The sequence below is a fragment of the Niastella yeongjuensis genome (assembly GCF_900110245.1).
GTDB classification, from domain to species: Bacteria; Bacteroidota; Bacteroidia; order Chitinophagales; family Chitinophagaceae; genus Niastella; species Niastella yeongjuensis.
Map to the genome: position 1 here is coordinate 1 of NZ_FOCZ01000013.1, position 20759 is coordinate 20759.

Annotated in this window: 21 protein-coding genes and 3 tRNA genes; 11 read left to right on the plus strand and 13 right to left on the minus strand. The window is 41.5% G+C overall.

The genetic code is table 11. From position 1 onward, the window contains the following. Positions 1–279: transposase (locus BMX95_RS26785; RefSeq protein ID WP_177193725.1), on the plus strand; the 279-nt coding region annotated here is incomplete at its 5' end. A 32-nt stretch (positions 280–311) separates the two neighbouring features. Here BMX95_RS26785 and BMX95_RS26790 read toward each other — a convergent pair. From BMX95_RS26790 to BMX95_RS26810, 5 genes are all read right to left on the minus strand, one after another. Further along, a complete protein-coding gene (locus BMX95_RS26790) occupies positions 312–1415 on the minus strand; it encodes a hypothetical protein (RefSeq protein WP_081198148.1) in 1104 nt (367 codons plus the stop codon). An 88-nt stretch (positions 1416–1503) separates the two neighbouring features. After that, positions 1504–1589, minus strand: a tRNA-Leu gene (locus BMX95_RS26795). 93 nt (positions 1590–1682) lie between these two features. Further along, positions 1683–1755 (minus strand) — tRNA-Gly (locus tag BMX95_RS26800). A gap of 155 nt (positions 1756–1910) precedes the next feature. Then, positions 1911–2114: a hypothetical protein gene (locus BMX95_RS26805; protein ID WP_081198149.1), complete on the minus strand. Its 204-nt coding sequence runs from the start codon at positions 2112–2114 to the stop codon at positions 1911–1913. Positions 2115–2160: 46 nt separating this feature from the next. Next, entirely contained in the window at positions 2161–3189 is a 1029-nt protein-coding gene (locus BMX95_RS26810) for a glycosyltransferase family 2 protein (protein WP_081198150.1), read from the minus strand. A 63-nt stretch (positions 3190–3252) separates the two neighbouring features. Here BMX95_RS26810 and BMX95_RS26815 point away from each other — a divergent pair, with 63 nt between their 5' ends. Further along, a complete protein-coding gene (locus tag BMX95_RS26815; RefSeq protein ID WP_081198151.1) occupies positions 3253–4401 on the plus strand; it encodes a sensor histidine kinase in 1149 nt (382 codons plus the stop codon). A gap of 208 nt (positions 4402–4609) precedes the next feature. On the opposite strand, the gene BMX95_RS26820 is transcribed toward BMX95_RS26815, so the two are convergent. Continuing rightward, a complete protein-coding gene (locus BMX95_RS26820; protein ID WP_081198152.1) occupies positions 4610–4939 on the minus strand; it encodes a hypothetical protein in 330 nt (109 codons plus the stop codon). A gap of 399 nt (positions 4940–5338) precedes the next feature. Between BMX95_RS26820 and BMX95_RS26825 the strand changes: the two genes are divergently transcribed. The 3 genes from BMX95_RS26825 to BMX95_RS34665 all read left to right on the plus strand — a co-directional run bounded on the left by BMX95_RS26825 (position 5339) and on the right by BMX95_RS34665 (position 6753). Beyond that, complete coding sequence (locus tag BMX95_RS26825; RefSeq protein ID WP_081198153.1) at positions 5339–5608, plus strand: hypothetical protein; 270 nt, start codon at positions 5339–5341, stop codon at positions 5606–5608. Between the two features lie 421 nt (positions 5609–6029). Continuing rightward, positions 6030–6272 (plus strand): hypothetical protein, encoded by a 243-nt coding sequence (locus BMX95_RS26830; RefSeq protein WP_081198154.1) that lies wholly within the window; start codon positions 6030–6032, stop codon positions 6270–6272. A gap of 166 nt (positions 6273–6438) precedes the next feature. Then, complete coding sequence (locus BMX95_RS34665; RefSeq protein ID WP_133053865.1) at positions 6439–6753, plus strand: hypothetical protein; 315 nt, start codon at positions 6439–6441, stop codon at positions 6751–6753. A gap of 47 nt (positions 6754–6800) precedes the next feature. Here BMX95_RS34665 and BMX95_RS26840 read toward each other — a convergent pair whose 3' ends face one another. Then, positions 6801–7190, minus strand: a complete 390-nt coding sequence (locus BMX95_RS26840; protein WP_081198299.1) for a response regulator — start codon at positions 7188–7190, stop codon at positions 6801–6803. A 508-nt stretch (positions 7191–7698) separates the two neighbouring features. Between BMX95_RS26840 and BMX95_RS26850 the strand changes: the two genes are divergently transcribed. Together BMX95_RS26850 and BMX95_RS26855 are read left to right on the plus strand one after the other, a co-directional pair. Continuing rightward, positions 7699–8133 carry a response regulator gene (locus BMX95_RS26850; protein ID WP_081198157.1) on the plus strand — a complete coding sequence of 145 codons (435 nt, stop codon included), beginning with the start codon at positions 7699–7701 and terminating at the stop codon, positions 8131–8133. A gap of 51 nt (positions 8134–8184) precedes the next feature. Further along, on the plus strand, positions 8185–9894 hold the full coding sequence (locus BMX95_RS26855; protein WP_081198158.1) for an ATP-binding protein: 1710 nt from the start codon (positions 8185–8187) through the stop codon (positions 9892–9894). An 84-nt stretch (positions 9895–9978) separates the two neighbouring features. Here the strand turns inward: BMX95_RS26855 and BMX95_RS26860 are convergent. Both BMX95_RS26860 and BMX95_RS26865 read right to left on the minus strand, forming a co-directional pair. Then, positions 9979–10062: transfer RNA gene (locus BMX95_RS26860), tRNA-Leu, on the minus strand. A 105-nt stretch (positions 10063–10167) separates the two neighbouring features. Then, positions 10168–10677, minus strand: coding sequence for a hypothetical protein (locus BMX95_RS26865; RefSeq protein ID WP_081198159.1), 510 nt, complete (start codon positions 10675–10677; stop codon positions 10168–10170). Positions 10678–10941: 264 nt separating this feature from the next. On the opposite strand from BMX95_RS26865, the gene BMX95_RS26870 reads away from it, so the two are divergent. The 4 genes from BMX95_RS26870 to BMX95_RS26885 all read left to right on the plus strand — a co-directional run bounded on the left by BMX95_RS26870 (position 10942) and on the right by BMX95_RS26885 (position 12924). Then, on the plus strand, positions 10942–11625 hold the full coding sequence (locus BMX95_RS26870; RefSeq protein WP_081198160.1) for a hypothetical protein: 684 nt from the start codon (positions 10942–10944) through the stop codon (positions 11623–11625). Positions 11626–11678: 53 nt separating this feature from the next. After that, positions 11679–11897: a hypothetical protein gene (locus BMX95_RS26875; protein ID WP_081198161.1), complete on the plus strand. Its 219-nt coding sequence runs from the start codon at positions 11679–11681 to the stop codon at positions 11895–11897. 149 nt (positions 11898–12046) lie between these two features. Then, positions 12047–12475 carry a response regulator gene (locus BMX95_RS26880; protein WP_081198162.1) on the plus strand — a complete coding sequence of 143 codons (429 nt, stop codon included), beginning with the start codon at positions 12047–12049 and terminating at the stop codon, positions 12473–12475. 44 nt (positions 12476–12519) lie between these two features. After that, on the plus strand, positions 12520–12924 hold the full coding sequence (locus BMX95_RS26885; RefSeq protein WP_081198163.1) for a (R)-mandelonitrile lyase: 405 nt from the start codon (positions 12520–12522) through the stop codon (positions 12922–12924). Here the strand turns inward: BMX95_RS26885 and BMX95_RS26890 are convergent. The 4 genes from BMX95_RS26890 to BMX95_RS26905 all read right to left on the minus strand — a co-directional run bounded on the left by BMX95_RS26890 (position 12921) and on the right by BMX95_RS26905 (position 20635). Then, the gene (locus tag BMX95_RS26890; protein ID WP_090519630.1) at positions 12921–13739 is read right to left on the minus strand and encodes a cyclase family protein; all 819 of its coding nucleotides are present in this window, start codon (positions 13737–13739) and stop codon (positions 12921–12923) included. The genes BMX95_RS26885 and BMX95_RS26890 overlap by 4 nt on opposite strands. A 134-nt stretch (positions 13740–13873) precedes the next feature. Beyond that, complete coding sequence (locus BMX95_RS26895) at positions 13874–16981, minus strand: TonB-dependent receptor (protein WP_081198165.1); 3108 nt, start codon at positions 16979–16981, stop codon at positions 13874–13876. Positions 16982–17197: 216 nt separating this feature from the next. Then, positions 17198–18802 (minus strand): purple acid phosphatase family protein, encoded by a 1605-nt coding sequence (locus BMX95_RS26900; protein WP_242673015.1) that lies wholly within the window; start codon positions 18800–18802, stop codon positions 17198–17200. A 15-nt stretch (positions 18803–18817) separates the two neighbouring features. Further along, positions 18818–20635 (minus strand): cytochrome-c peroxidase, encoded by a 1818-nt coding sequence (locus tag BMX95_RS26905; protein ID WP_207631509.1) that lies wholly within the window; start codon positions 20633–20635, stop codon positions 18818–18820. Between the last annotated feature and the right edge of the window lie 124 nt (positions 20636–20759).

The following is a 20759-nucleotide window of genomic DNA, read 5'->3' on the forward strand; positions in this document are numbered from 1 at the left end:
CTGTCATGGAAAACCAACTGGGATAACCTGACCAGCTATTTTGATTTTCCCATGGAGATCAGGAAAATCATTTATACCACCAATACCATCGAAAATGTGAACCGGGGCATCAGGAAGTACATCAAAACTAAAGTTCAGTTTACTGATGATATGGCCGCCCAAAAAGCGGTTTACCTGGCGCTCATGAATATCGAAAAGAAATGGAATGCGACCCTTCACAACTGGGGGCTTATTCTTCATCAGTTCTTAACTATCTTTGAAAACAGATGCCGGCTCTAAGCAGTTACTTGCGCCTATTTACACAAAGTATTTTATACTCTCTTAATAAATTCATCGATAGAATCTTCATAGTACTCTCTTATACATCGAACCACAGTGGCATTCGTTCTTTTCCCCATCTCCAGTTGTTGAATATCCGCTTTTAGCTTTGCATTCATCTCTTTGTAAGCAAAGCCTTCATATTTAATTTCCCGGCTGGCGCTTTTCAAATCCTGCCGACCGAATGAAAATATTGCGGAATAAGCTGGATTCATATATAACATTTGAAGTTCCATTTCCAGCTCTTTTGCCTGGTCTATCAACAAATGGATATATGCGTTCAATGTAGTTGCATCAAGGTTATTGAAATGATCATCGTGCTTTGTAATCCACACTATTTGAAGTTGCAATAATTGCATCAGATCTTTATTTTCATATGCAACCGTAACCAGCTTCATCATTTCTTCTTTTTCCATTTTCAATGTTACATTCTGCTCAGTATCTGGATGCAATATTTTCGCCAATGCAATATAAATGCTTCGAATATTTTTATGTTTCAACGCAGCCTTTTGCGTTTCTAATTCCTCTTTTGCAAGTTGCTTTTTAGTTTTGGGCTTTGCCTTTTTTCCACTTTCTTTTTGTTGCCACTGCTTTTTTAATTCTTCTTCAATTTTATCAAAATCAGGACTTCCGGTAAGTAGTGAGGGATCAAGCTTTAGTCCAAAACGATTATAAAGCATATCTCTAAGCTCTTCCTGCATAGCCTGCTCCTGATTTAATAGCTCTTCTTCATAATTGGAGCTGCTATATTTAGAATAAAGATCTTTTGTTGCATCATCAGGTTCTACCACACCAAAAGCATCGTCTAAGAAATCAAACAGCAAGTCATCCAACTTTTTGTTCTGACTAGCCGACAACTTTATTTCCTGTCTTTTATTATGCAGCAGGTGGCACAACTGTATTTTCAATTTGGCCTGTTCCAACACGTTTGGATAAACTTCAACGCTATATAAGCGATTCAACTGTTCCAACTTATCTGTTTCGCTTAGTAATTGCGTTTTCAATTTTTCAATACGCTTCACGAACCTGTTGAAATTTTGCTGCTCCTTTGATAAAGGAATTTTACCAGGTTTAATATATACAGGCTTATTCTGCATAAGATATATTAAAGTGAATTTAAATTATGATACCTAAAAAAACGCCAAAAGCCCTCCGATAAATCGAAGGGCTTCTAACCTTAATCTGTACCCGGGATGGGAGTTGAACCCACACTAGCATTGCTGCCAACAGGATTTTAAGTCCTGCGTGTCTACCAGTTCCACCACCCGGGTAACTTATTTAAATCTACACCAAATACCTGATCCCGGTACATCACCTTAGGACCTTAGTGAAACAAAAAATTCCACCTTATGGATGGAATTTTGAGCGGAAGACGAGGCTCGAACCCGCGACCTCAACCTTGGCAAGGTTGCGCTCTACCAACTGAGCTACTTCCGCATGTCGTCCTGATTTTTCAACCAAGACGATAAGTATTTTAAAAAGAACTTTTCCTATTTTACTTCGCAGCTTTCGTTTTCGTTAGCCGCTTTCGTTATTGGGAGTGCAAAGATAGGAATTACTTAATACTGACCAAATTTTTCTTGAAAAACTTTTTATTTATACTGCGGAGTGTACTGGGTATTCGCAGGAATTTCCACTTTGGGTTTTCCTTTATAACGATGGGTGTACAGGCTATAGCAGCCACCCAATACGAATGCCAGGATACAAAATACTTGCAGGTAAAACAGAAATACGGATGAATTCACCCAACTTCTTTTAAAGTCTTTATCGCGGGGGTCTTTTTCCAGTTGTTCCATAACTCTAATTGATTGCGGTGCAAAAATAATAGTTCAAACTAAAAGTTCACGCTTTATTATCAACAATTTCTGTAAAAGTCTTTTTCCCTTTAACAAAATAGCTCCACACAACGCTTTTATGCAAATATCCGTGCAGCTCATTTTTCTTTTTTGGCGGAAAAAGACCTTTCTTCCGGATCACGAACAGCCATTTCAAAAAAGCGCCATGCGCTTTCATCACCGACCGGTAATATGTTTTCTCGCCTGCCAGTAAAGATTTAAAGGCAGAAACATAATCAAGCACAAAACGATAACTGATCTTCCATATTGCCTCATACCTCGGAAGATTCTTTGCCATCATCACCAGGTTGTTCCTGAAATTCAGTAAAACCTTTCTTGCATTCCCCTTTGGCAGGGTTCCGCCGCCAACGTGATAAACAATTGACTGCGGACAGGCAAATACCTTATATCCGGCCAGTTGCAGGCGCCAGCAAAAATCTATCTCTTCCTGATGGGCAAAAAAGTATTCATCCAGTCCACCCAGGGCATGATACAAATTGGCGCGCACAAACATGGCCGCCCCACTCGCCCAGAAAATGGGTTCCGCAGTATCATATTGCCCTTCATCTTTTTCGCACACATCAAAGATGCGGCCGCGGGCAAAGGGATAACCGAGGTGATCAAGCCAGCCGCCAGCGCCACCGGCATATTCAAACAGTGTTCTATTGTCGTATTGTAACAATTTGGGCTGACAGGCACCGATGGTCCTGTCCTTTTCCATTAACTCCACCATTGCATTCAGCCAGTTGGGGGTTACTTCCACATCAGAGTTCAGCAGCACATAGTAGTCGGCCTGAATATGCTTCAACCCTTCATTATACCCTTGTGCAAATCCAAAATTGGCTTCGTTTTGCACTATACGCACCGTTGGCCAGTGCTGTTGCAAATAGGCGATGGAGTCGTCGGTAGACGCATTGTCTACCACCACTACCTCTTTATTATTATAGGTAGTAGCCACCACGAACGGCAGAAATTTTTGCAGGAAATTTCTCCCATTCCAGTTCAGGATCACTATCGATACGAGTGGTGTTGACATACTGGTGTAAAAATAATCAACCAAATAAAGGATGCAAAGGAACGGTTTTTATAAATTAGTTGAATGATTCAACCGCTTTTTAACTGGAGAACCGGATTAGCCCTCATTGCCATCGCAATTGTAAGCGGTACTGTCTTTTATTCCCAATACCTGGCCCGTAAAATTGGCCGCGAAGAAAGGCAAAAAGTAGAAGAATGGGTAGAAGCTACCAAATTATTACTGCACGACACTACCGGGCTCAGCGATAAACTGGTAGGCATCATCATTGCTGAAAATAATACCGTACCCATTATTGTTACTGACGAAAAGGGACATATCCTCGATCATGTGAACCTCGATTCGGCCAGTGTAGTCAGTGATAGCAATTACATCCGTAAAAAATTAATCGAATTCAGGTCGCAAAACCCCACTTTTGAATGGATTGATCCGTTGAATCCGAAAGAAAGAAACCTGTATTATTATGGACATACCTCGCTGTTAATCCAGGTACGATACTACCCGCTGGTGCAATTGTTTATCGTGAGCATGTTTATTATAATTACCCTGCTGGCGCTTACTACCAGTTTCCGGTCATCGCAAAACCAGGTTTGGGCGGGCATGGCCAAGGAAACGGCCCATCAGTTGGGCACGCCTTTAACGTCATTGCAGGGTTGGGTGGAAATCATGAAGGAAAATTACAGTGGCGAAAAGATAGTGCAGGAGATGGAGAAAGATGTGAACCGGCTAAAACTGGTAAGCGACCGCTTTGGCAAGATCGGCAGTACACCCCACCTCGAAAAGCATAATGTTGTGGCCCAGGTATCGAGCATGGTAGAATACATTCGCAAGCGCGCCCCGGGTAAAGTACAGTTTGTGCTGAACACCCGTAATATAAATGAGATCTTTACGATGCTCTCCCCTCCCCTGTTCGACTGGGTTATTGAAAACCTGCTGAAGAACGCCCTCGATGCCATGGAAGGAAAGGGCATGATCACCGTAAACATCTGGCAACAGGATGGACAAACTTTTATCGATGTTACCGATACAGGCAAAGGCATAGCCAAACAAAACATCAGCAAGGTGTTTAAACCCGGCTTTACTACCAAAAAACGCGGCTGGGGACTGGGCTTAAGCCTGTCGAAACGCATTATAGAACAATATCACAAGGGACAGCTGTTTGTAAAAAGCTCTGAACCGGGTAAAGGGACGACTTTCCGAATTGTTTTGAAATAGCTTGGGCAAACCACTATCTAAATAATATAGCCCCGACGTTACAGTCGGGGCTTTTGTGCCCAGGACATGAATCTCAATATCCTGAGTATCAATTATTTTACGCTTTTTGCCGCATGCTGTCTGTCAAGGCAAATATAGCACTCCTGAGAATACTATAACAAGTAGCAAAATTCTGTCTGTTGTTATGGTCTCAACCTTTAGATAATTATCAGTATTCGCGGAGTTTGGCGAAATGATTATTTGGGTCTACATAATAGTAACCCAATTTAGCGACAGAGTCCACGCCATAAGGCCTCTCATCTGTTATTAGCAATTCATTCTTTTTGATTGTCAGAAATACCCAGTTATTTATAAACTGACTTAAAAAGTGATGCGCTTGAGCGTCGGTTCCTCTGTAAAGAACGCAATTGGTGGATGAATCTTTATTGTACCATTGTTGTACTTCACTGACTGTATAGCTTTTTTGAATCGGACTGGAAACTTTGCAGCTTGCAATAATAGACATGATGAGGAGCACGATAATAGTGTTTCGTTTCATTGGTAATGGATTAAATGATGAATACCTTATTCAAAAGGATTTCCATCTTAGGGCAAAAGGAATGCCAGACATTTGAAATAATGATATGTGTTTATTCGCGATTCTGGTGTGATAATACTACTTCGTATAACCACAGCCATTGCCAAGGAATAATCACGAAAGATGAAAATTGTTTCCAGTTCAAATATGCGATCAGTCATTGATGTCAACTATAAATAGGCCATTTTTTATGACTCCTACAATAAGCCTCCAAAAAGCAAAAACAGTCCCCAAAGGGACTGCTTTACTACATTTGTTAAACAGTGCTAGTACTATTTGTTATGAGCTGGAGAAAAATATGCCGCAAATATAATATTTTAAATACATGCGACAATAAGGGCTAACACTTATAACATTTTTTTGTTATTAGTTGGTTTAGTTTTTGATATTGTTGCTGACATGCATCATACTTACCAGCAATTAGATTTGCAAACGTTAATTGACTTGCTGGCGGAGGAAACAGAAAAATATACAAAGGCTTTTATTATTGGCGGTTTAAAAGAAAGTAGCCAACAACGAGATATCATCAATGCTCTTGTTGAGGAAATTAACATTCGCAAACGCGAAATTATAGCTGTTAAAGCAGATCAAGATGGTTCAAGAATGGCAAATGATTTTCCGTGCTGCTAATAACTCATGTTTCCTATGCCTGTGAACAGGCACCACAGCTCTGATTAGGTTAAAAAAAGTCAACAGAAAAAGGGGAATGCCCCTTTTTTCTGTTTGGAAATGGTTTTAAGGGAATCTACTTGAGTTTTTAAAAACAGGTAGCAACTTGCCATCCCTGATAGTTTAGTGGTAGGGTAACCAGCTGTTGAAAGAATAGATATGGCTTACAAGGCTGGCGCTTTCAAATATTATCATAAACCCGGCTCCATTGATGAATTTCGGAAAATTATCAGGGAGATCCTCACAACTCCAATTAAAGGCCTCTGACCTAAGGGGTTACATTTATTTATATATAAGTAATAAATGTTTTATGATTGGCGTCATTTTTGTTCCATTAGATTAAATCATAATTTAAGTACTGTTTACAAAAATTCTATATCCTATGTGGAAACCTCTTATCTCAATGCAAAGAGTTAATAGCGGAGATAAAATAAGATATCTGCATCCTGACGTTAAAAAAGCGGAAACTTTATTTAAAGTAGTAAAGACCGATGAACATTATTTTGAACTTCTTCCGGCAGTAGACGAGGCTGATCTTCCTCGAAGTCTTTTTGCAACAAAAATAGTTAGGTACTTCGATATTGGCTATACTATCCAAATTGAAGTTTGGGATGACTGTGTATAAGTTTTGCAGTCTTTATTTATTAAAATGACGGTAACCATTCTTAGGTACCAGTTTCTCCCCTCTGGTTATAGGTAGCGGTCAATGCCATTTCTATTGCATTGAAAAGCCTTATGCGTCGCATTCTGCGGTGTATTTATTTTTATAACCTGAATACATATTTCCAAAATTGTCGATTACAAAAACAGTGTATGATCCATTAGGTAATGCGATTATACTTTCAAGCGATTTGTTACAGTTAATTTGTATACCAAATTCAGATCTATGCATTGATGCAACTTTGGTGATTACACATCCTGCAATGATATTTGAAAGTACTGATGGCAGCTTAGAAAAATACTATTTGCGAACCGTTGAATGGGATAACTTCATTTTGATTGCAGTAAAAAAAGTAGGTGAAAATTTTATTTCGGATTATTTCCAAGTTAATCCGCCCCGTGAACGAATACTAGGCCTAATTAAAAATTGCCGACAAATTAAATAACGGTAAAAGGCATACTTAGTTAAGACATTAGTTCCTCCTGTTTCCCTTTAAAGGAGAAGTATTTCTTGTATTATTTTTCGGAACTCCTCAATTGTAAATGGTTTGACAAAATATCTATGTGCCCCATCCTCATAGGCCGTTTTTATTGCAGTCGGACTGTCTCCTGTAGATAAAATAGCCACCGGAATATGGCACCAGTACACCTCTTTCTTGAGGATTCTTAAACAAGTTGGACCGTCTATTTTCGGCATGTTCATATCCAAAACAATAATGTCAGGCAATTCATTACCAGTTTTCAGATATTGCAATAAGTCTTCTCCTGTTTTGAACCAGGTTAGTTTATTGGAGTCACTAATTTCTCCCAATATTCTTGAAAATAGGTAATAATCATCTTGATCATCTTCGGCTAAGCAAATATGTCGTTTCATTGAAGACATGCGGAAACTAATTTGCAAATTATGTTCCAATTGCATATCGCAACTATCAAAGAGATGAAGGAACTGTATCAGAAGGAGAGTTGTGTGAAACTTCAATCCTGATGTGGATTAAATCGTTCTTTCCGCTGATTAATTTCTGCAATGATGGTATTAACCTTTGTACGGTAATATGCAGTCTCGGTTGAATCCCCCCTTATAAAAGCCTTTGTATATTTTTCCGTTTCCTCTGCCAGCAAATCAAGTAGTGACTGTAAATCTAATTGCTGGTAATAGACATCCATGTAACCGTTAATGCAAATTTGCTTCCATTATTAATTAAATTTTATGCAACCTTACTTATTGAATATTAAAGCTTTAATTAGCATTGTAAATTACATGTATCTATTGATTTGATAATAAGTGTTGTGGAAAAAAATCCACACCTCATTTCTATTTTGATCTCGTAATAGTTTTTGACAGTCCGGTGAGTAAATTACTTACATTACACCCGGAACATTAATATTTCCCCTTGACTAGAAAATTTCTACTGGTAGACGATGATATTGATGATGCGAATATATTTTGTGAAGCTATTAATCAAATAAGATGCATTGAATGTATTACTACAGAAAATGGAATGGAATTATTTGACCTGCTATCAAAGCATAATTTCGTTAACTCGGACGTGATCTTTTTGGATATAAATATGCCTAAGATAGATGGTTGGGAATGTCTGAAACAATTAAAGAATAACCCTGATTACAATAGCATACCTGTTATCATTTACTCAACGTCTTCCGCCAAAAAAGATATCGAAACGGCTTATAATTTAGGTGCGCAATTATTTCTATCAAAACCAGAGGACTTTAGAGAGTTAACCAAAATTCTTGAGGTTGTGGCGACAAGTTCACAAGATTCTCTTCTACGTAATCTCAAGGGATATAAGTGCGTAAAAATTATTTAGATGTAAAGCATTGCTCTGTTAAATTTCCATACAGTTATTAAATTCTGGTTTATGGATGATAATCAAAAAGTTGCCTATACAAGTGATGAGTATAATAGCAAACTATTCCCGAGCAAAGAGCAACTGGAAGTAGAATTGGCTGATGCCCAGCTTTTACATAGACTTAGTATCGAACTGATCCAGGAAGATGGAATAACCGGTCTATATAAAAAAATTGTTGAGGCTGCAGTTGCAATAATGCGTTCGCAATATGCAACCATGCAGTTACTTTATCCGGAAACAGGAAGCATCGGAAAACTTCGGTTACTTGCTTGTAGCGGATTTACGCCGGAAGCAGAAAAATACTGGGAATGGGTACATAGTTATACGGGCAGTTCGTGCGGCCAGGTTCTAAGAACGGGTAAACGTGAAGTTGTTCCGGATTACCGGATATGTGAGTTTGTGCAAAACGAACCGACCCTACCTGTTTTTTTGGAAGGCGGAATTTTCGCAGCCCAAAGTACTCCACTTTACTCCAGGACAGGAAAACTGCTTGGTATGATCTCGACCCACTGGAATTATCCCTACAATCCTCCGCAAAGCCACCTGGATTTACTCGATATCCTCGCACGTCAGGCCGCTGATCTCATTGAACGTACACAAAATGCCGAATCATTGAGAGAAAGTGAAGAACGTTTGCGTGCGCTTACCGCTGCTTCAAATGAGGTGATATATAGAATGAATTCCGATTGGACAAAAATGTATCATCTTGACGGTAGAAATTTCCTTGATAGTACAGATGAACCCAATACAAATTGGCTACAAAAATATATTATCCCGGAAGATCAGGAACAGGTATTGTTAGCAATCGAGCAGGCTATTGCATCCAAAACTGTATTTCATTTGGAACATCGGGTATTAAAGATCGATGGCACCATAGGATGGACAAGTTCGCGTGCAATACCAGTGATTGATCCCGATGGTAGTATTTCCGAATGGTTTGGCGCAGCAAGTGATATAACTGAGAAGAAATCACTTTGGATGCAATTAGAAAGGATGGTAGATGAAAGAACGAAGGAACTCCAACGTTCAAATGAAGATCTTCAAAAGTTTGCTCATGTTGCAAGTCACGATCTTAAAGAACCAGTACGAAAGATCAGGACCTTCGGACTTAGATTAAAGAATGAGCTAAGCGATATTTTAAATGAGGATTCCAGAATATATACTGAAAAGATCCTGGAATCGGCCGGCCGGATGTCAACAATGATAGATGGTGTTTTGAATTATTCGTCGCTGAATGGCATTGAGCAAAAAATGGAGATTTTGGACATTAATAAAATATTGTCTGATATTAGACAAGATTTGGAAGTGCTGATAGAAGACAAAGGAGCTATATTTCAATATGACAAACTGCCTGCAATTGAAGGTGTTCAGGTTTTAATTTATCAACTGTTTTATAATCTAATCAATAACTCTCTTAAGTTTTCAAAGGTATCTGTGCCCCCGGTAATTACTATTAGCGCCGATACTATTTCTAACGATAAGATCACTTATTTAAAGATTGAGGTATCAGACAATGGAATAGGGTTTCCTTCCGAGTACAATGAAAAGATATTTGATACATTTACGCGCCTTAATTCAAAAAGCAGGTATGATGGTACCGGTCTGGGACTTTCATTGTCGAAGCAAATTGTAGAACGACACAAAGGGCTTATTCGAGCCCATGGCGCGGAAAATGAGGGTACTATTATCACTATAAATCTCCCTTTACAACAATATTGAATTTTAAAATAGGGAAAAAGCAAAAAAACTGACAAGCACTAAATAAAAAAGCCTTGTAAATCAGAGACTTACAAGGCTATAATGTGCCCAGGACAAGATTCGAACTTGCACGCCGTTTCCAGCACCACCACCTCAAAGTGGCTTGTCTACCAGTTTCAACACCTGGGCACTTCAATTGGGGTGCAAATTTAATTGATTTACTGATATGTAGAAATTTTTTCTACTCCTGGTTGTAGAGAAGTTGGATTTTTTTTGATTTGTTGGCTACAGCCCTTAGTCCGGCATTGATGAAATAGTCAAAACATCAGAAAACACGGTTTCAGATTCATCATTAATAATATCTGTTGTAATCCTCAGTTTTACCGGTATTCCTTTTCGCAGCGGTATTCCTTTCACTATAAATGTCAGCAATCTTTCAGAGTAGCCTTCCAACTCATAGGTTCTAAGTTTATAATCCGGAAGTACGTAGGGAAGCTTTTCCTTTTTTGAAAGCTTTTTCGATGCTTCCAGCTTTTGGAAAAACGAGTTATCGTTATTAAAGAAAGCAGAATAGACAGCGCTCTCGTAACCGGGCTCTTTATTCATCGAAACGGCTTCAATGGTAAACCCACGACTAGCCGATGACAAATTCCTAACCTTCATCAGGATGGTATCCCCTGCCGTAATTGTCCTCTTTGTTAAAAAATCGACAGCTAATATGTTCGTCCTTCCGCCATTTGAGGCTTGTCCGTAAAAGATGCTATGCAGAGACAGCAAAGCAATTGTTACAGCTATTCTGATCATCTTATACTGTTTGTTTCAAGGTACAACCAAGTTCGCGCATTTAACGCTTTAAGATAGATATGCTTAATATATATTATAAAAGGCAAACCTGTTTCAATATGTTACATCATAATCACATCTTTGTTACCCTGTTATTTGCCGTGAGTTCAGGCATTTGAACGTTTAACAAGCATTTATTACATACATCTACTTAATCCTGTCCTTTCAATATTATCTTTAATACAGAACCCTCGTTTAATCAATTAATAAATAAAAGAACAGGCCGTGAAATCTACTTTTATATTTCTCATTCTATTAATTGCTGGTCAGTTTTGCAAAGCCCAGGAATTAGCCGAAATAAATGTCAGGATCAAACCAGTAAGCTTCACCATTCATTCTATTGTTTTTACGTTGACCGGGATTGATTTTCGTATCAGTTCTACTGGCAATATTTATCCTGTAAATACCAATGGTAAGAGGAAAGGATGGCAGGATTATAACCAGGATTCATCAACTGATGAATATTATGACCACTTCGATGGTGATGAAAAAGCTGGTAAGATAAAATCCATAAACGGAGTTGCCATTGATTACTTTGACAGATTTAGTAATAAGACGAAAATTGGCAAGATCAAATCCATTGGGAATATAGCCATTGATTACTATGACAACTTTGACAATGAGCAAAAAACAGGAAAGATAAAGTCGATAGGAAATATTTCCATTGATTACTATGATACGTTTGACCGTGATGAAAAGAAAGGAAAAATGAAGTCATTCGGTAATTATACTATTGATTACTACGATACTTTTGCCGGTGCTGAAAAAAAGGGTAAAATGAGTATGTTTGGACCAGTCAATATTGAATATTACGACAGGTTTAATAATGAAAGTAAGATAGGCAGGATCAAGTCTGTTAATGGAAATACACAAGATCTTTACGTTACTGTGATTGGAAACTTTTATTGATCCAGCCGCCGGGGCTGGAATGAAAATTGTCATTATGGAATAAAAAAGTCCTTATGGAATTACGTATTCAACAGTTCTCTGCAGCCCAGCTTAAGACCTTAATTGTTCATGAAATGCGCAAGTTCGCTTCAGCGCTGGAATATGGCTCCACTATCAGCGATCTACATGAAATAAAAGAACACCTGAGGTCGCTTTTAGATACGCTTACTCTTAAAGAAGAAGAAGACATACACAAAATTGCTGCGGAATTTATTCCACAATCAAAAAGGTAGTCGTAAATATACCAGTCACATATATTGAGATAAATAATTATAGGAATTCACCCTCGTTTTTAATGTTCAATGTTTATCTTAGTGTCGTTTCGCCAGGCGAATGACTCCTTTGGTTAGGCCGCATTGTTTCATTACAAGACCGGATAAACATGGATTTTCCAAAAAAAGTGTTACTTATCGATGACGACTATGATGAATTCGATATATTAAATTCTGCCCTGAATGAATGCTGTAAAGAAGTAGATTTAATATACGAGAAAAACGCAAACTCCGCACTCACCAGAATGGCAAATGACAATGCCGATACCGTTGCAGAAATTGTGTTTCTTGACTGGCGTATGCCACGGATCAGCGGCAAAGATGTATTGATCAGCATTCGAAAGCTGCCCCAATACATGCAAATCCCCGTTGTTATTTTTACCGGCAATCTTGATCCCGCTTATCTTAATGAAGCAAAAGAATTGGGCGCCACCTTTCTCATGGAAAAACCTTTTGACCTATCGGATTTATACCAGAAACTGGAGTACCTCTTTTCTCTTGACTGGCGGCATATAAAATCTCCCGGCCAACGGATTTAGAAACGGCGGAATACTACATTTGCATTTATCTTAAATAAGCTTAGATGGAAATAACAAGAGTTGGCTCACAGGCTTCTGCCAAAGGACCGGAAGAATGGTTTACAGGTGCTGTACGCATTGATCCCTTATTTCAGCCAAACGAAACCCGGCGTGGTGCCGCCGCCAGCGTTACCTTTGAACCAGGTGCAAGAACTGCCTGGCATACCCATCCGCTGGGTCAAACATTGATCATTACAGCAGGTTCCGGCTGGGCTCAAAAAGAAGGCGGACCAATTATGGAAATACATCCAGGTGACGTAATTTGGTTTGAACCAAACGAAAGACACTGGCATGGCGCCACCGCAACAACCGGCATGACGCATATTGCGATCCAGGAAAATTTGAATGGAAAGGTCGTTGACTGGATGGAAAAGGTAACCGAGGAAGAGTATCTTAAGACTGGCCGTTAACCATTTTTCACCCAGGCTATAATACGCAATGGACCCCCACTCCCGTTTTTTATTTTCATGGGTAATGCTATTATATAGGCTCCCGTCACTGGCAACTGATCCAGATTGGCTACGTTCTCAAAGGCGGGGATGTCCTTAGCCAACAGTATCTGATGTGTTTTAAAATCCTTCGATTGACCATAATCGATGCTCGGCGTATCCAGCCCGACTGCTTTTATTTTACGCCGGGAGCTTAGCCATTCCGCAGCAGCCGGATCAATACCGGGAAAATGCAAATTCGCTATCGCGCCTGCGCCTTTTTCATTGGTACCAAAATACGTTTTCGCATCAGGATAATACTTCCCATATCCGGTTCGAAATAAAATAATGGCACTATCGGGTAGTGTACCATTTATTTTTTCCCATGCTTCTATATCCTGAACCGAGATGAGATAATCCACATTCTTTAACGCCCGCTCACTCACGTCTATAACTACTGCCTGGCCGGTTAGGTGTTCCAGTGGTACCTGATCGGTTGTTTGATGCCCCTGGGCAAAATGCACAGGTGCATCAAGGTGCGTACCTCCATGCTCCGGAGCGGAAAAAGCATTGGAAGCATAATAAAAACCAGCTGGGGTAATACCATTCACCTGTGTATCCAATTTAAAACCGGTGGGATTATTGGGCCAGTACAAAGTTTGTTCGCTGAAACTGTAAGTAAGGTCAATCCATTTGCCAGATGAAAATATTTGAGCAATACGATTATCATGCTGAACTGGCTTACATGCCCCCATAATGAGAAAATAGGCAACAGTAACCATGAGACACCCTTTCATGAACGTAGTTTTAAGTACCAAAAGATACAAAAAACCATTTTCACCAAAAAATCGCGTTGTTTTTTACGTAACCACACAAAAAAGCGGCACCCCATTACAGGATGCCGCTCCGTTACTCAACCCATTTCTATGGTTTAGAAAACATTCACCTTTACACCGATCTGTGCTGTTGTACCGGTGACAAGGTTATAATATGTGTATTGCGGTTGCCACATATACCGGCGCTGGGATTGATTCAGCAGGTTATTGGCATTGGCAAAGATCACCCAACGCTTCGACAGGAAATAGTTCGCATTGGCATCCAGGTAGTATACCTTATCGTAATAAATATCTCCCTTTCCATCTGGTAAAGCACCAGTAACAGTTGAGAAATCGGAGGTATTGTTAAATGATACGCGGGCATTGAACTTTGGTACTTCGTAGGCAAGCGACAGGTTCACAATGCTGTTAGCAGTTCCTGGCAATGCTGGTTCTCCTTTTTTGGTAAAGATCCAGTTGTGGGTATAGTTGGCGTACACGTTTAAATTACCGAGCATACCAGGCAGGAAAGACAACTTGCGCTGGAAACCGATTTCTACCCCTATCAAATTGGCCACACCCGCATTCATTGGTTTAGTACGTGCCAGGATATCATCTTTTGACTTCAGTGGATCGTAGTACTTTTTATAATCCGTGATAGTTGCAGGCAGCGCTCCTTCAGCGACCAGTTCATCCGGCGTTGTAACATATTTTTCTACATCAGAAAATCGCACCTCGTCTTTTTTGATGATGGAGTAACTGGTAATATTCTTGTAAAACACCCCTGCAGAGATCAAACCGGTACCACCGGTATAGTATTCACCCAGCAGGTCGAGGTTATTCGACAAGGTTGGTTTCAGATTGGGGTTACCTTCTGAAACAGTTTTATCTTTTATGCTCACATTCATGCGGGGTGCAATATCGCCATAAGCCGGGCGGCTGATGGTACGCGTAAAGGCAAAACGGTATACCATCTTGCTGGTAGGCGTGTACTTGATATGAAACGCCGGCATCAGGTTCAGGAAATCGGAATTAGAAACTACTTTATCACCCAGGGCATTCAACTTTTTATTGTAGTTGTTGCCTTCATAGTGCAGCGTGCTGTGCTCAAGGCGAAGGCCGCCTATCAAGGTCCATTTATCACCAAGGTTCTGCGTGCTCATTACATAAGCGGCTGTAATAGTTTCCTTACCGGTGTAATTGGCAGCGATGGCATCTGTTTTATCTTCTACCTTTGAAAACTCATCGGTATTGTTGTTGTAGCTCACATTCCGGGTACTCACCCATTCTGTAGTTGTTGTATTACCTACCTGGTAACGGGAATTATGAAAGAGCTGTTCGCTTACGTTTTCCATATTATTACCGAAACCTGTCCAATAACCACCCCAGTCCATATAATCATCCGGGTTCACCGTTTGCCCATTGGCAATTTTCTGATTGTATTCATCACGACGGGCAGGATCTATGCCTGGTTTCCAAACTGTGCTGTTCAGGGTGAGGTTCTCTTTCTTCATGCCACGATACTTACCACCGAACTTAATGGTATTTCCAAACTTGCCACCCCACAAGGGAACGGTAAGGTCAAGTTGAGCCAGGTATTGACGGGTATAAGCTACCTTGTCATTACCATTGTAACTGTCAACATACCAGGTATCAACAGTATCGCTGTTGCTTGTTCTGCGGCCTTTCAGGTTTTCCAGTACATTGTCGATACCGGTACCTCCTACTGCTTTAATGTAACGTGGATCGGTATAATCCATCTGTGCCGATTTTTCCATTTCGCTTTCCAGCTCCAGGTTTCTGGCGTTGGGATTATCGCCCCGGTTTTTCATGAACGACGCTTTCCATTCCACTTTCACTTTTCCAAAAATGTGCTGGCCATCCAACCCAAGGTTGATGATCTTTTGTGCAATCTCGGCGCCATTGCGTTTATTTACCCCGCCTTCAACATGGCGCTCCAGTTCCGGATCATATTGGGGATGCAACGGATCATTATCCAGGTCTACATAGTATTCTCCGGTTACATCATCTTTAAGGTCTTTATTAGCATCTTTAACGGCTTTACCTTTCGCTGATGTTCTTTCATACCCTTTTGCCCGTTTCCAGTTGGTAGGATAATCCGGACCAATATCATCTACTTTCAACGTATAGCGTTCGCGCCAATCCTTATAGTTATTGTAAATACCAGTAAGGGTTATGGTGTGCTTTTCATTGAATTTATAGTCGAGACCAATCGTATAACTCTGCCTGATGCGCTCAAGAAAGATCTGTTCCATACTCAAATACTTAGGCATGTAGTACGTATTGCCGTCTACCCATTTGGTATCACCCCAGTCGCTGCTGTGTACATTGGAACCCAGGAACTGACGGTAATAGGAAGCTGATGCCATCACGCCTAGTTTTTTGTCTTTACCATAGCGATCGCCAAATACAATATTGCCGTTCACCATAGGCTTCTGCACCATAAAGGAATAACCTGTTCCCACCGTTACCGACAACAGTTTGGTATAAGGGGCTTTACGGGTTACCAGGTTCACAACACCACCAATAGCGTCGCCATCCATATCGGGGGTAATGGCTTTCGTTACTTCTACCATTTGAACCATGTCTGATGGTACCGCATTGATCCCTACCTGCCGTGCATCACCCGTGCCCGACATATTGGTACCGTTGATATTAATAGTGCTTTTTGAAGGATCAGTTCCGCGGATACTTACCAACGATGCTTCCCCCTGGTCTAATTGCACGTAAATACCAGGCACCCGTTTTAACGCGTCGCCAATATTGGGATCAGGAAAACGGCCAATCTGATCGGCAGAGATTACGTTTACAATACGGTTGGAATTCTTCTGCTGGTTCAATGCTTTGAGTGCAGAACCGGTACTGCCTGTCACAATCACACGCTGCATGCCTTTATGGGCTTCGGGACTCATAACAATGTCCAGTTGCTGGGTTTTGCCTCCTGAAATGGTTATGGTTTTATGCACCAGCTTAAATCCAATATAAGTAAAATCAATTTCGTGTGTCCCATCGGGTATTCCCAGCAGTTTATAGTGCCCGGTTTCATCGGATACTGCCTTCTTTGAAAGCGCTTTTATCTCGATGGTGGCGCCCGGTAAACTCAGGCTGTTCGAGTCAATGATGCGCCCCGACAGCAAACCCTGCGCCAGCGCCCCAAACGGGATGACCAGGAATAGCAATAATGTGGTGATGGTTGTTCTCATAACGTTTATGTTTTTTGGTATTTCAAGCTCCAAACTATGGAGGTAACTTTATCAAATCTTTTCGATCGTATTAACTAAACAACAATTCGGTTTACGTACACACAACGACATACCTTCCCCGTTCAGTCCTGCCTTGTTTTTTGAAACGGCATAACTGTTCTGCATAGCGGCACAAGTGATTTTGCCGCTATGTCCGCTTTATTTTATAATTGACTGTTATTGGGTGACTACTTCAAAAACATCTTTCACACAGCTGTACGCATCTCTAACTTCATAATTGGTTTTACCGCCTCCTGCTTTTACCGTGATGCTACGGGTGCTTTCCTTGCTTTTGTTCCAGCGGTAATCGCCCACAAAGGAAGCGGTGAGGGTTACGAGCTCTCCTTTCTTTGCCTGCACACGCGTGGTTTTGTTTACATCTTTCATCATAGTGAACTGGTCCCTGATCACGCCATCGGAACAGATCCATTTCAGATCGAGGCGATTGCCACGCACTTCAATAATGGAGGCACCGCCTACTGAATCGTTGGCGTATTGCATGGCGTTGTGCGGGAAACCGGCAGACCGGCCACCAAGTTGTCCGGCAGATCCACTTACTACATATACAGTTCCCTGGTTACTGCCTGACTGTTTAATATACGGGCAGTTGCCAGCACCATCGTAACGGCCTGATGAATTGCTAAGGTTATGTTCGGCCGCATTAAAGCTTGCTTCCGGCCCGTAATGACCTTTCATCAGGCTGCTTCGTTCATAATCATGACTATGGCCGCATAGTACCAGGTCAACTCCATATCTTTCCAGTATCTGAATAAAATTCTGTCTGATCTTAGCCAGCTCACCCACTCCATCTGAATTATGTGATCCCATTGTATAGGGCGGATGGTGCCAGTATGCAACCACCCATTGTTTGTTCCTGTTTGCTTCCAGGTCTTTTTTTACCCATTGCACCTGTGGGCCAAGCGTATCATACATGCGAAAGTCACCACCTTCTTTGCCATAAGAATCGAGGGAAAGAAAATGTACGTTTCCTATATCATATGAATAAAAGGCCTTGGTGTGTGAAGGCACTCCACCGGCCTCTCCTTCCTGTGGCATAGAGAAATTCTGGTAATAAGCAACTTCATGGGTGCGTTGCGCTACTTCTGCTGAAAATTCTATATCATGGTAATCATGATTGCCAGGCGCGGGGAACAAGGGATATTTTTTCAACAGATCATCTTTATAGATATTGAAGAACTTGGCCTGTAATTCTGCGTCGGCCCCATCGGGATAGGAATTGTCGCCTAATAAGATCCAGGCATTCAGGTACTGATCGCCCAGGTATTTTATAAATGCGTTGCGCACATTGCGCTGGTTCACCGAATTATTGCCGCAATCGCCAAACGCCCCGATCCGATATACACCTTCTGTACCCGGCACAGGCAGGGTATAAAAGTAATTGCTGCTATCGCCCTGCAATACATCTTTCATTCCACCAATTGAATAAAAATACCGGGTGTTTGGAGTAAGCCCGGTAAGCTTTACCTGATGTTCTGTAGTCAATGCAGAATCAGCCGCAGTCATATCAAGCCGGGCGGGTGCAGCGCCATAACGAACACGGCTGCGTGCAAATGCATCGGTCCGCCAGCGGATGACGATGCTGTTGGTAGTGGCTACCTGTAAATAAGGACCGCGGATCAATTGGGGCGCCACGTTTATCTTACCAGCCGGGTCTTTTTTAACCAATCGGTTGTTATCGCCCTGCGCATTAATATGGAAACCTGCAAGCATGATGCAGGCACATAGCATCCCTGCTTTCACATTCAATGAAAGAAATGGCATTGTTATTTTATTATTTTAGTTGGGAATTTTGTCTTCCAGGGTATGCAGGAAGCTCACAATATCTTTTACTTCTTCTTTGGAAAGGTTCAATGGCTGAGCGGATAAAGTTTGGTTCGGCAATGGCAAGCCCATACCAACAGCGCCACCCTTATTGTAGAATTCGATCACCGCTTCCAGTGTTTTAAAAGCGCCGTTGTGCATATACGGTGCAGTGGCCGATACATTGCGCACCGTTGGTGTTTTAAATGCTTTGTCGTAAAAGGCTATTGGAAATATTTTGAGGCGGCCTTCATCACTGTCCAGTGCTGGTTTTTCCAGGTTATCGGAACTGGTAGTGCCCAACACTTCCAGTTCTGACAGGTTATATAAAGGCGGGGTCAATCCATTGAAAAGCGGCGCAAAATGACAGGTACCGCATTGGGCTTTGCCCATGAATAAATTGAAACCATTGATCTCCTGCGTAGTCATTACGGTAGTATTGCCCTGCAGGTACTGGTCGAAACGGGCATTGCGCGGATTCAGGCTGCGCACATACGCTGCCACAGCCATGGCTACTTCTTCAGTAACAGTAACACTGTCATGTGTAAAGGCGCTGAGTTGGGTTTTATAAGATGGTTTGCGCGTAAGCAAACTCGTAATAGTAGTTTCTCCCCCATTCATTTCCTCTTTATTGTTCATCACTGTTTTCACCTGTTCTTCAAGACTTTTGGCCCTGCCATCCCAAAACTGACCATACTGGTAACCTGCATACAGCAGAGAGGAAGCATTACGTTGTACATGAGAATGGCCATCGAAGGCAACACTCTGCGCCAAACCATCGGTAAAATGTTTGGCAGGGTTGTGACAGGTGGCACAACTCACTTTGTTATTGCCCGACAGTCCGGGTTCAAAAAACAGTTGTTTGCCCAACTGTACCCATGCTGCACCTGAATGCCCTTCACCACCGGGAAAGGCCTGCAGGTTCAACGCATCGGGGCTAAAAAGATCAGCGGCCTTGTAATTAAGTACACCACTGGTTGTATTCAATTCCAGTTGAGCATCGCTTACCAGTTTGCCAAAATACCGTTGTAGTGGCAACGCCCATTGCGACAAAAAGTTCAGCCGGTTGAACCGGTCAAAATCAGGATGCTGGTGCAGGTAAGCGATGCTGCCCGACAGGTATTTTGCTACACTATCGCCCTGCGCAGCCGTATTATTGACGAAAGGATTGATTGTTTCCTGTATCGCTTCCAGTGCTGCCGCCGCTTCTGCAATCCCCGATTTCAGAAACGGTGCATCGTAACCACTGATATGCAGGGTGATCACGCGGATCAACTCCAGCCGCATACTTTCCAGCAATTGCCTGTCTGTAGCCTTAAACCCATATAATAATGCCCCGAGGTCTGCCGCAGAAGATTGCACGGCATCCGCCTGTTGCAGCAGTTCCGTTTTCTTTTCAGCCACCTCTTTTTCATACAAGAGGCTTTCTATCACCTGCAGCCCAACCGGTTCCTGGTACTCCATATAAGGTTCTTCGATCTCGTATTTGGGGGCCCGGTTGTAGATCATAGCCGAGCTGGTAAAGAAATACTCCAGGAAATATTCTATCCGTTTATAATCGATGCGGCATTGAATAAGTGTATTGCGTGCTTTTATCACCGACAGGGAGTCGTTGGGCCTGATGGCAGTAACAGCCGACTGCAATTGTGCGGCGGATAAGGCAAACAGGCGGGATTGTTCCCTGAAGTAAGCCACGGCAGGCTCCACTCCTTTATCGCGGGCTCCGGGGTTTATTAAACCCTGCAGCACCGCCAAACAAAAACAAATACCCAATATGCCGCGTACCAACCTCATATATTTTTTACTGATTAACTGATTGCGAAACAAAATTGCGTTTATGCCGTTACATTCAGCCATCCGGGCCTGTAATAAAAAGGAAACAAAGCTGTAACGGGTATATACAAAAGGTATACAGGAT

Bases quoted from the DNA above. Each gene is read 5' to 3' on its own strand.
- BMX95_RS26790 (WP_081198148.1), bottom strand. From the start codon at position 1,415: ATGCAGAATAAGCCTGTATATATTAAACCTGGTAAAATTCCTTTATCA.
- BMX95_RS26805 (WP_081198149.1), bottom strand. From the start codon at position 2,114: ATGGAACAACTGGAAAAAGACCCCCGCGATAAAGACTTTAAAAGAAGT.
- BMX95_RS26810 (WP_081198150.1), bottom strand. From the start codon at position 3,189: ATGTCAACACCACTCGTATCGATAGTGATCCTGAACTGGAATGGGAGA.
- BMX95_RS26815 (WP_081198151.1), top strand. From the start codon at position 3,253: ATGATTCAACCGCTTTTTAACTGGAGAACCGGATTAGCCCTCATTGCC.
- BMX95_RS26820 (WP_081198152.1), bottom strand. From the start codon at position 4,939: ATGAAACGAAACACTATTATCGTGCTCCTCATCATGTCTATTATTGCA.
- BMX95_RS26830 (WP_081198154.1), top strand. From the start codon at position 6,030: ATGTGGAAACCTCTTATCTCAATGCAAAGAGTTAATAGCGGAGATAAA.
- BMX95_RS26840 (WP_081198299.1), bottom strand. From the start codon at position 7,190: ATGTCTTCAATGAAACGACATATTTGCTTAGCCGAAGATGATCAAGAT.
- BMX95_RS26855 (WP_081198158.1), top strand. From the start codon at position 8,185: ATGGATGATAATCAAAAAGTTGCCTATACAAGTGATGAGTATAATAGC.
- BMX95_RS26865 (WP_081198159.1), bottom strand. From the start codon at position 10,677: ATGATCAGAATAGCTGTAACAATTGCTTTGCTGTCTCTGCATAGCATC.
- BMX95_RS26875 (WP_081198161.1), top strand. From the start codon at position 11,679: ATGGAATTACGTATTCAACAGTTCTCTGCAGCCCAGCTTAAGACCTTA.
- BMX95_RS26880 (WP_081198162.1), top strand. From the start codon at position 12,047: ATGGATTTTCCAAAAAAAGTGTTACTTATCGATGACGACTATGATGAA.
- BMX95_RS26885 (WP_081198163.1), top strand. From the start codon at position 12,520: ATGGAAATAACAAGAGTTGGCTCACAGGCTTCTGCCAAAGGACCGGAA.
- BMX95_RS26890 (WP_090519630.1), bottom strand. From the start codon at position 13,739: ATGAAAGGGTGTCTCATGGTTACTGTTGCCTATTTTCTCATTATGGGG.
- BMX95_RS26895 (WP_081198165.1), bottom strand. From the start codon at position 16,981: ATGAGAACAACCATCACCACATTATTGCTATTCCTGGTCATCCCGTTT.
- BMX95_RS26900 (WP_242673015.1), bottom strand. From the start codon at position 18,802: ATGCCATTTCTTTCATTGAATGTGAAAGCAGGGATGCTATGTGCCTGC.
- BMX95_RS26905 (WP_207631509.1), bottom strand. From the start codon at position 20,635: ATGAGGTTGGTACGCGGCATATTGGGTATTTGTTTTTGTTTGGCGGTG.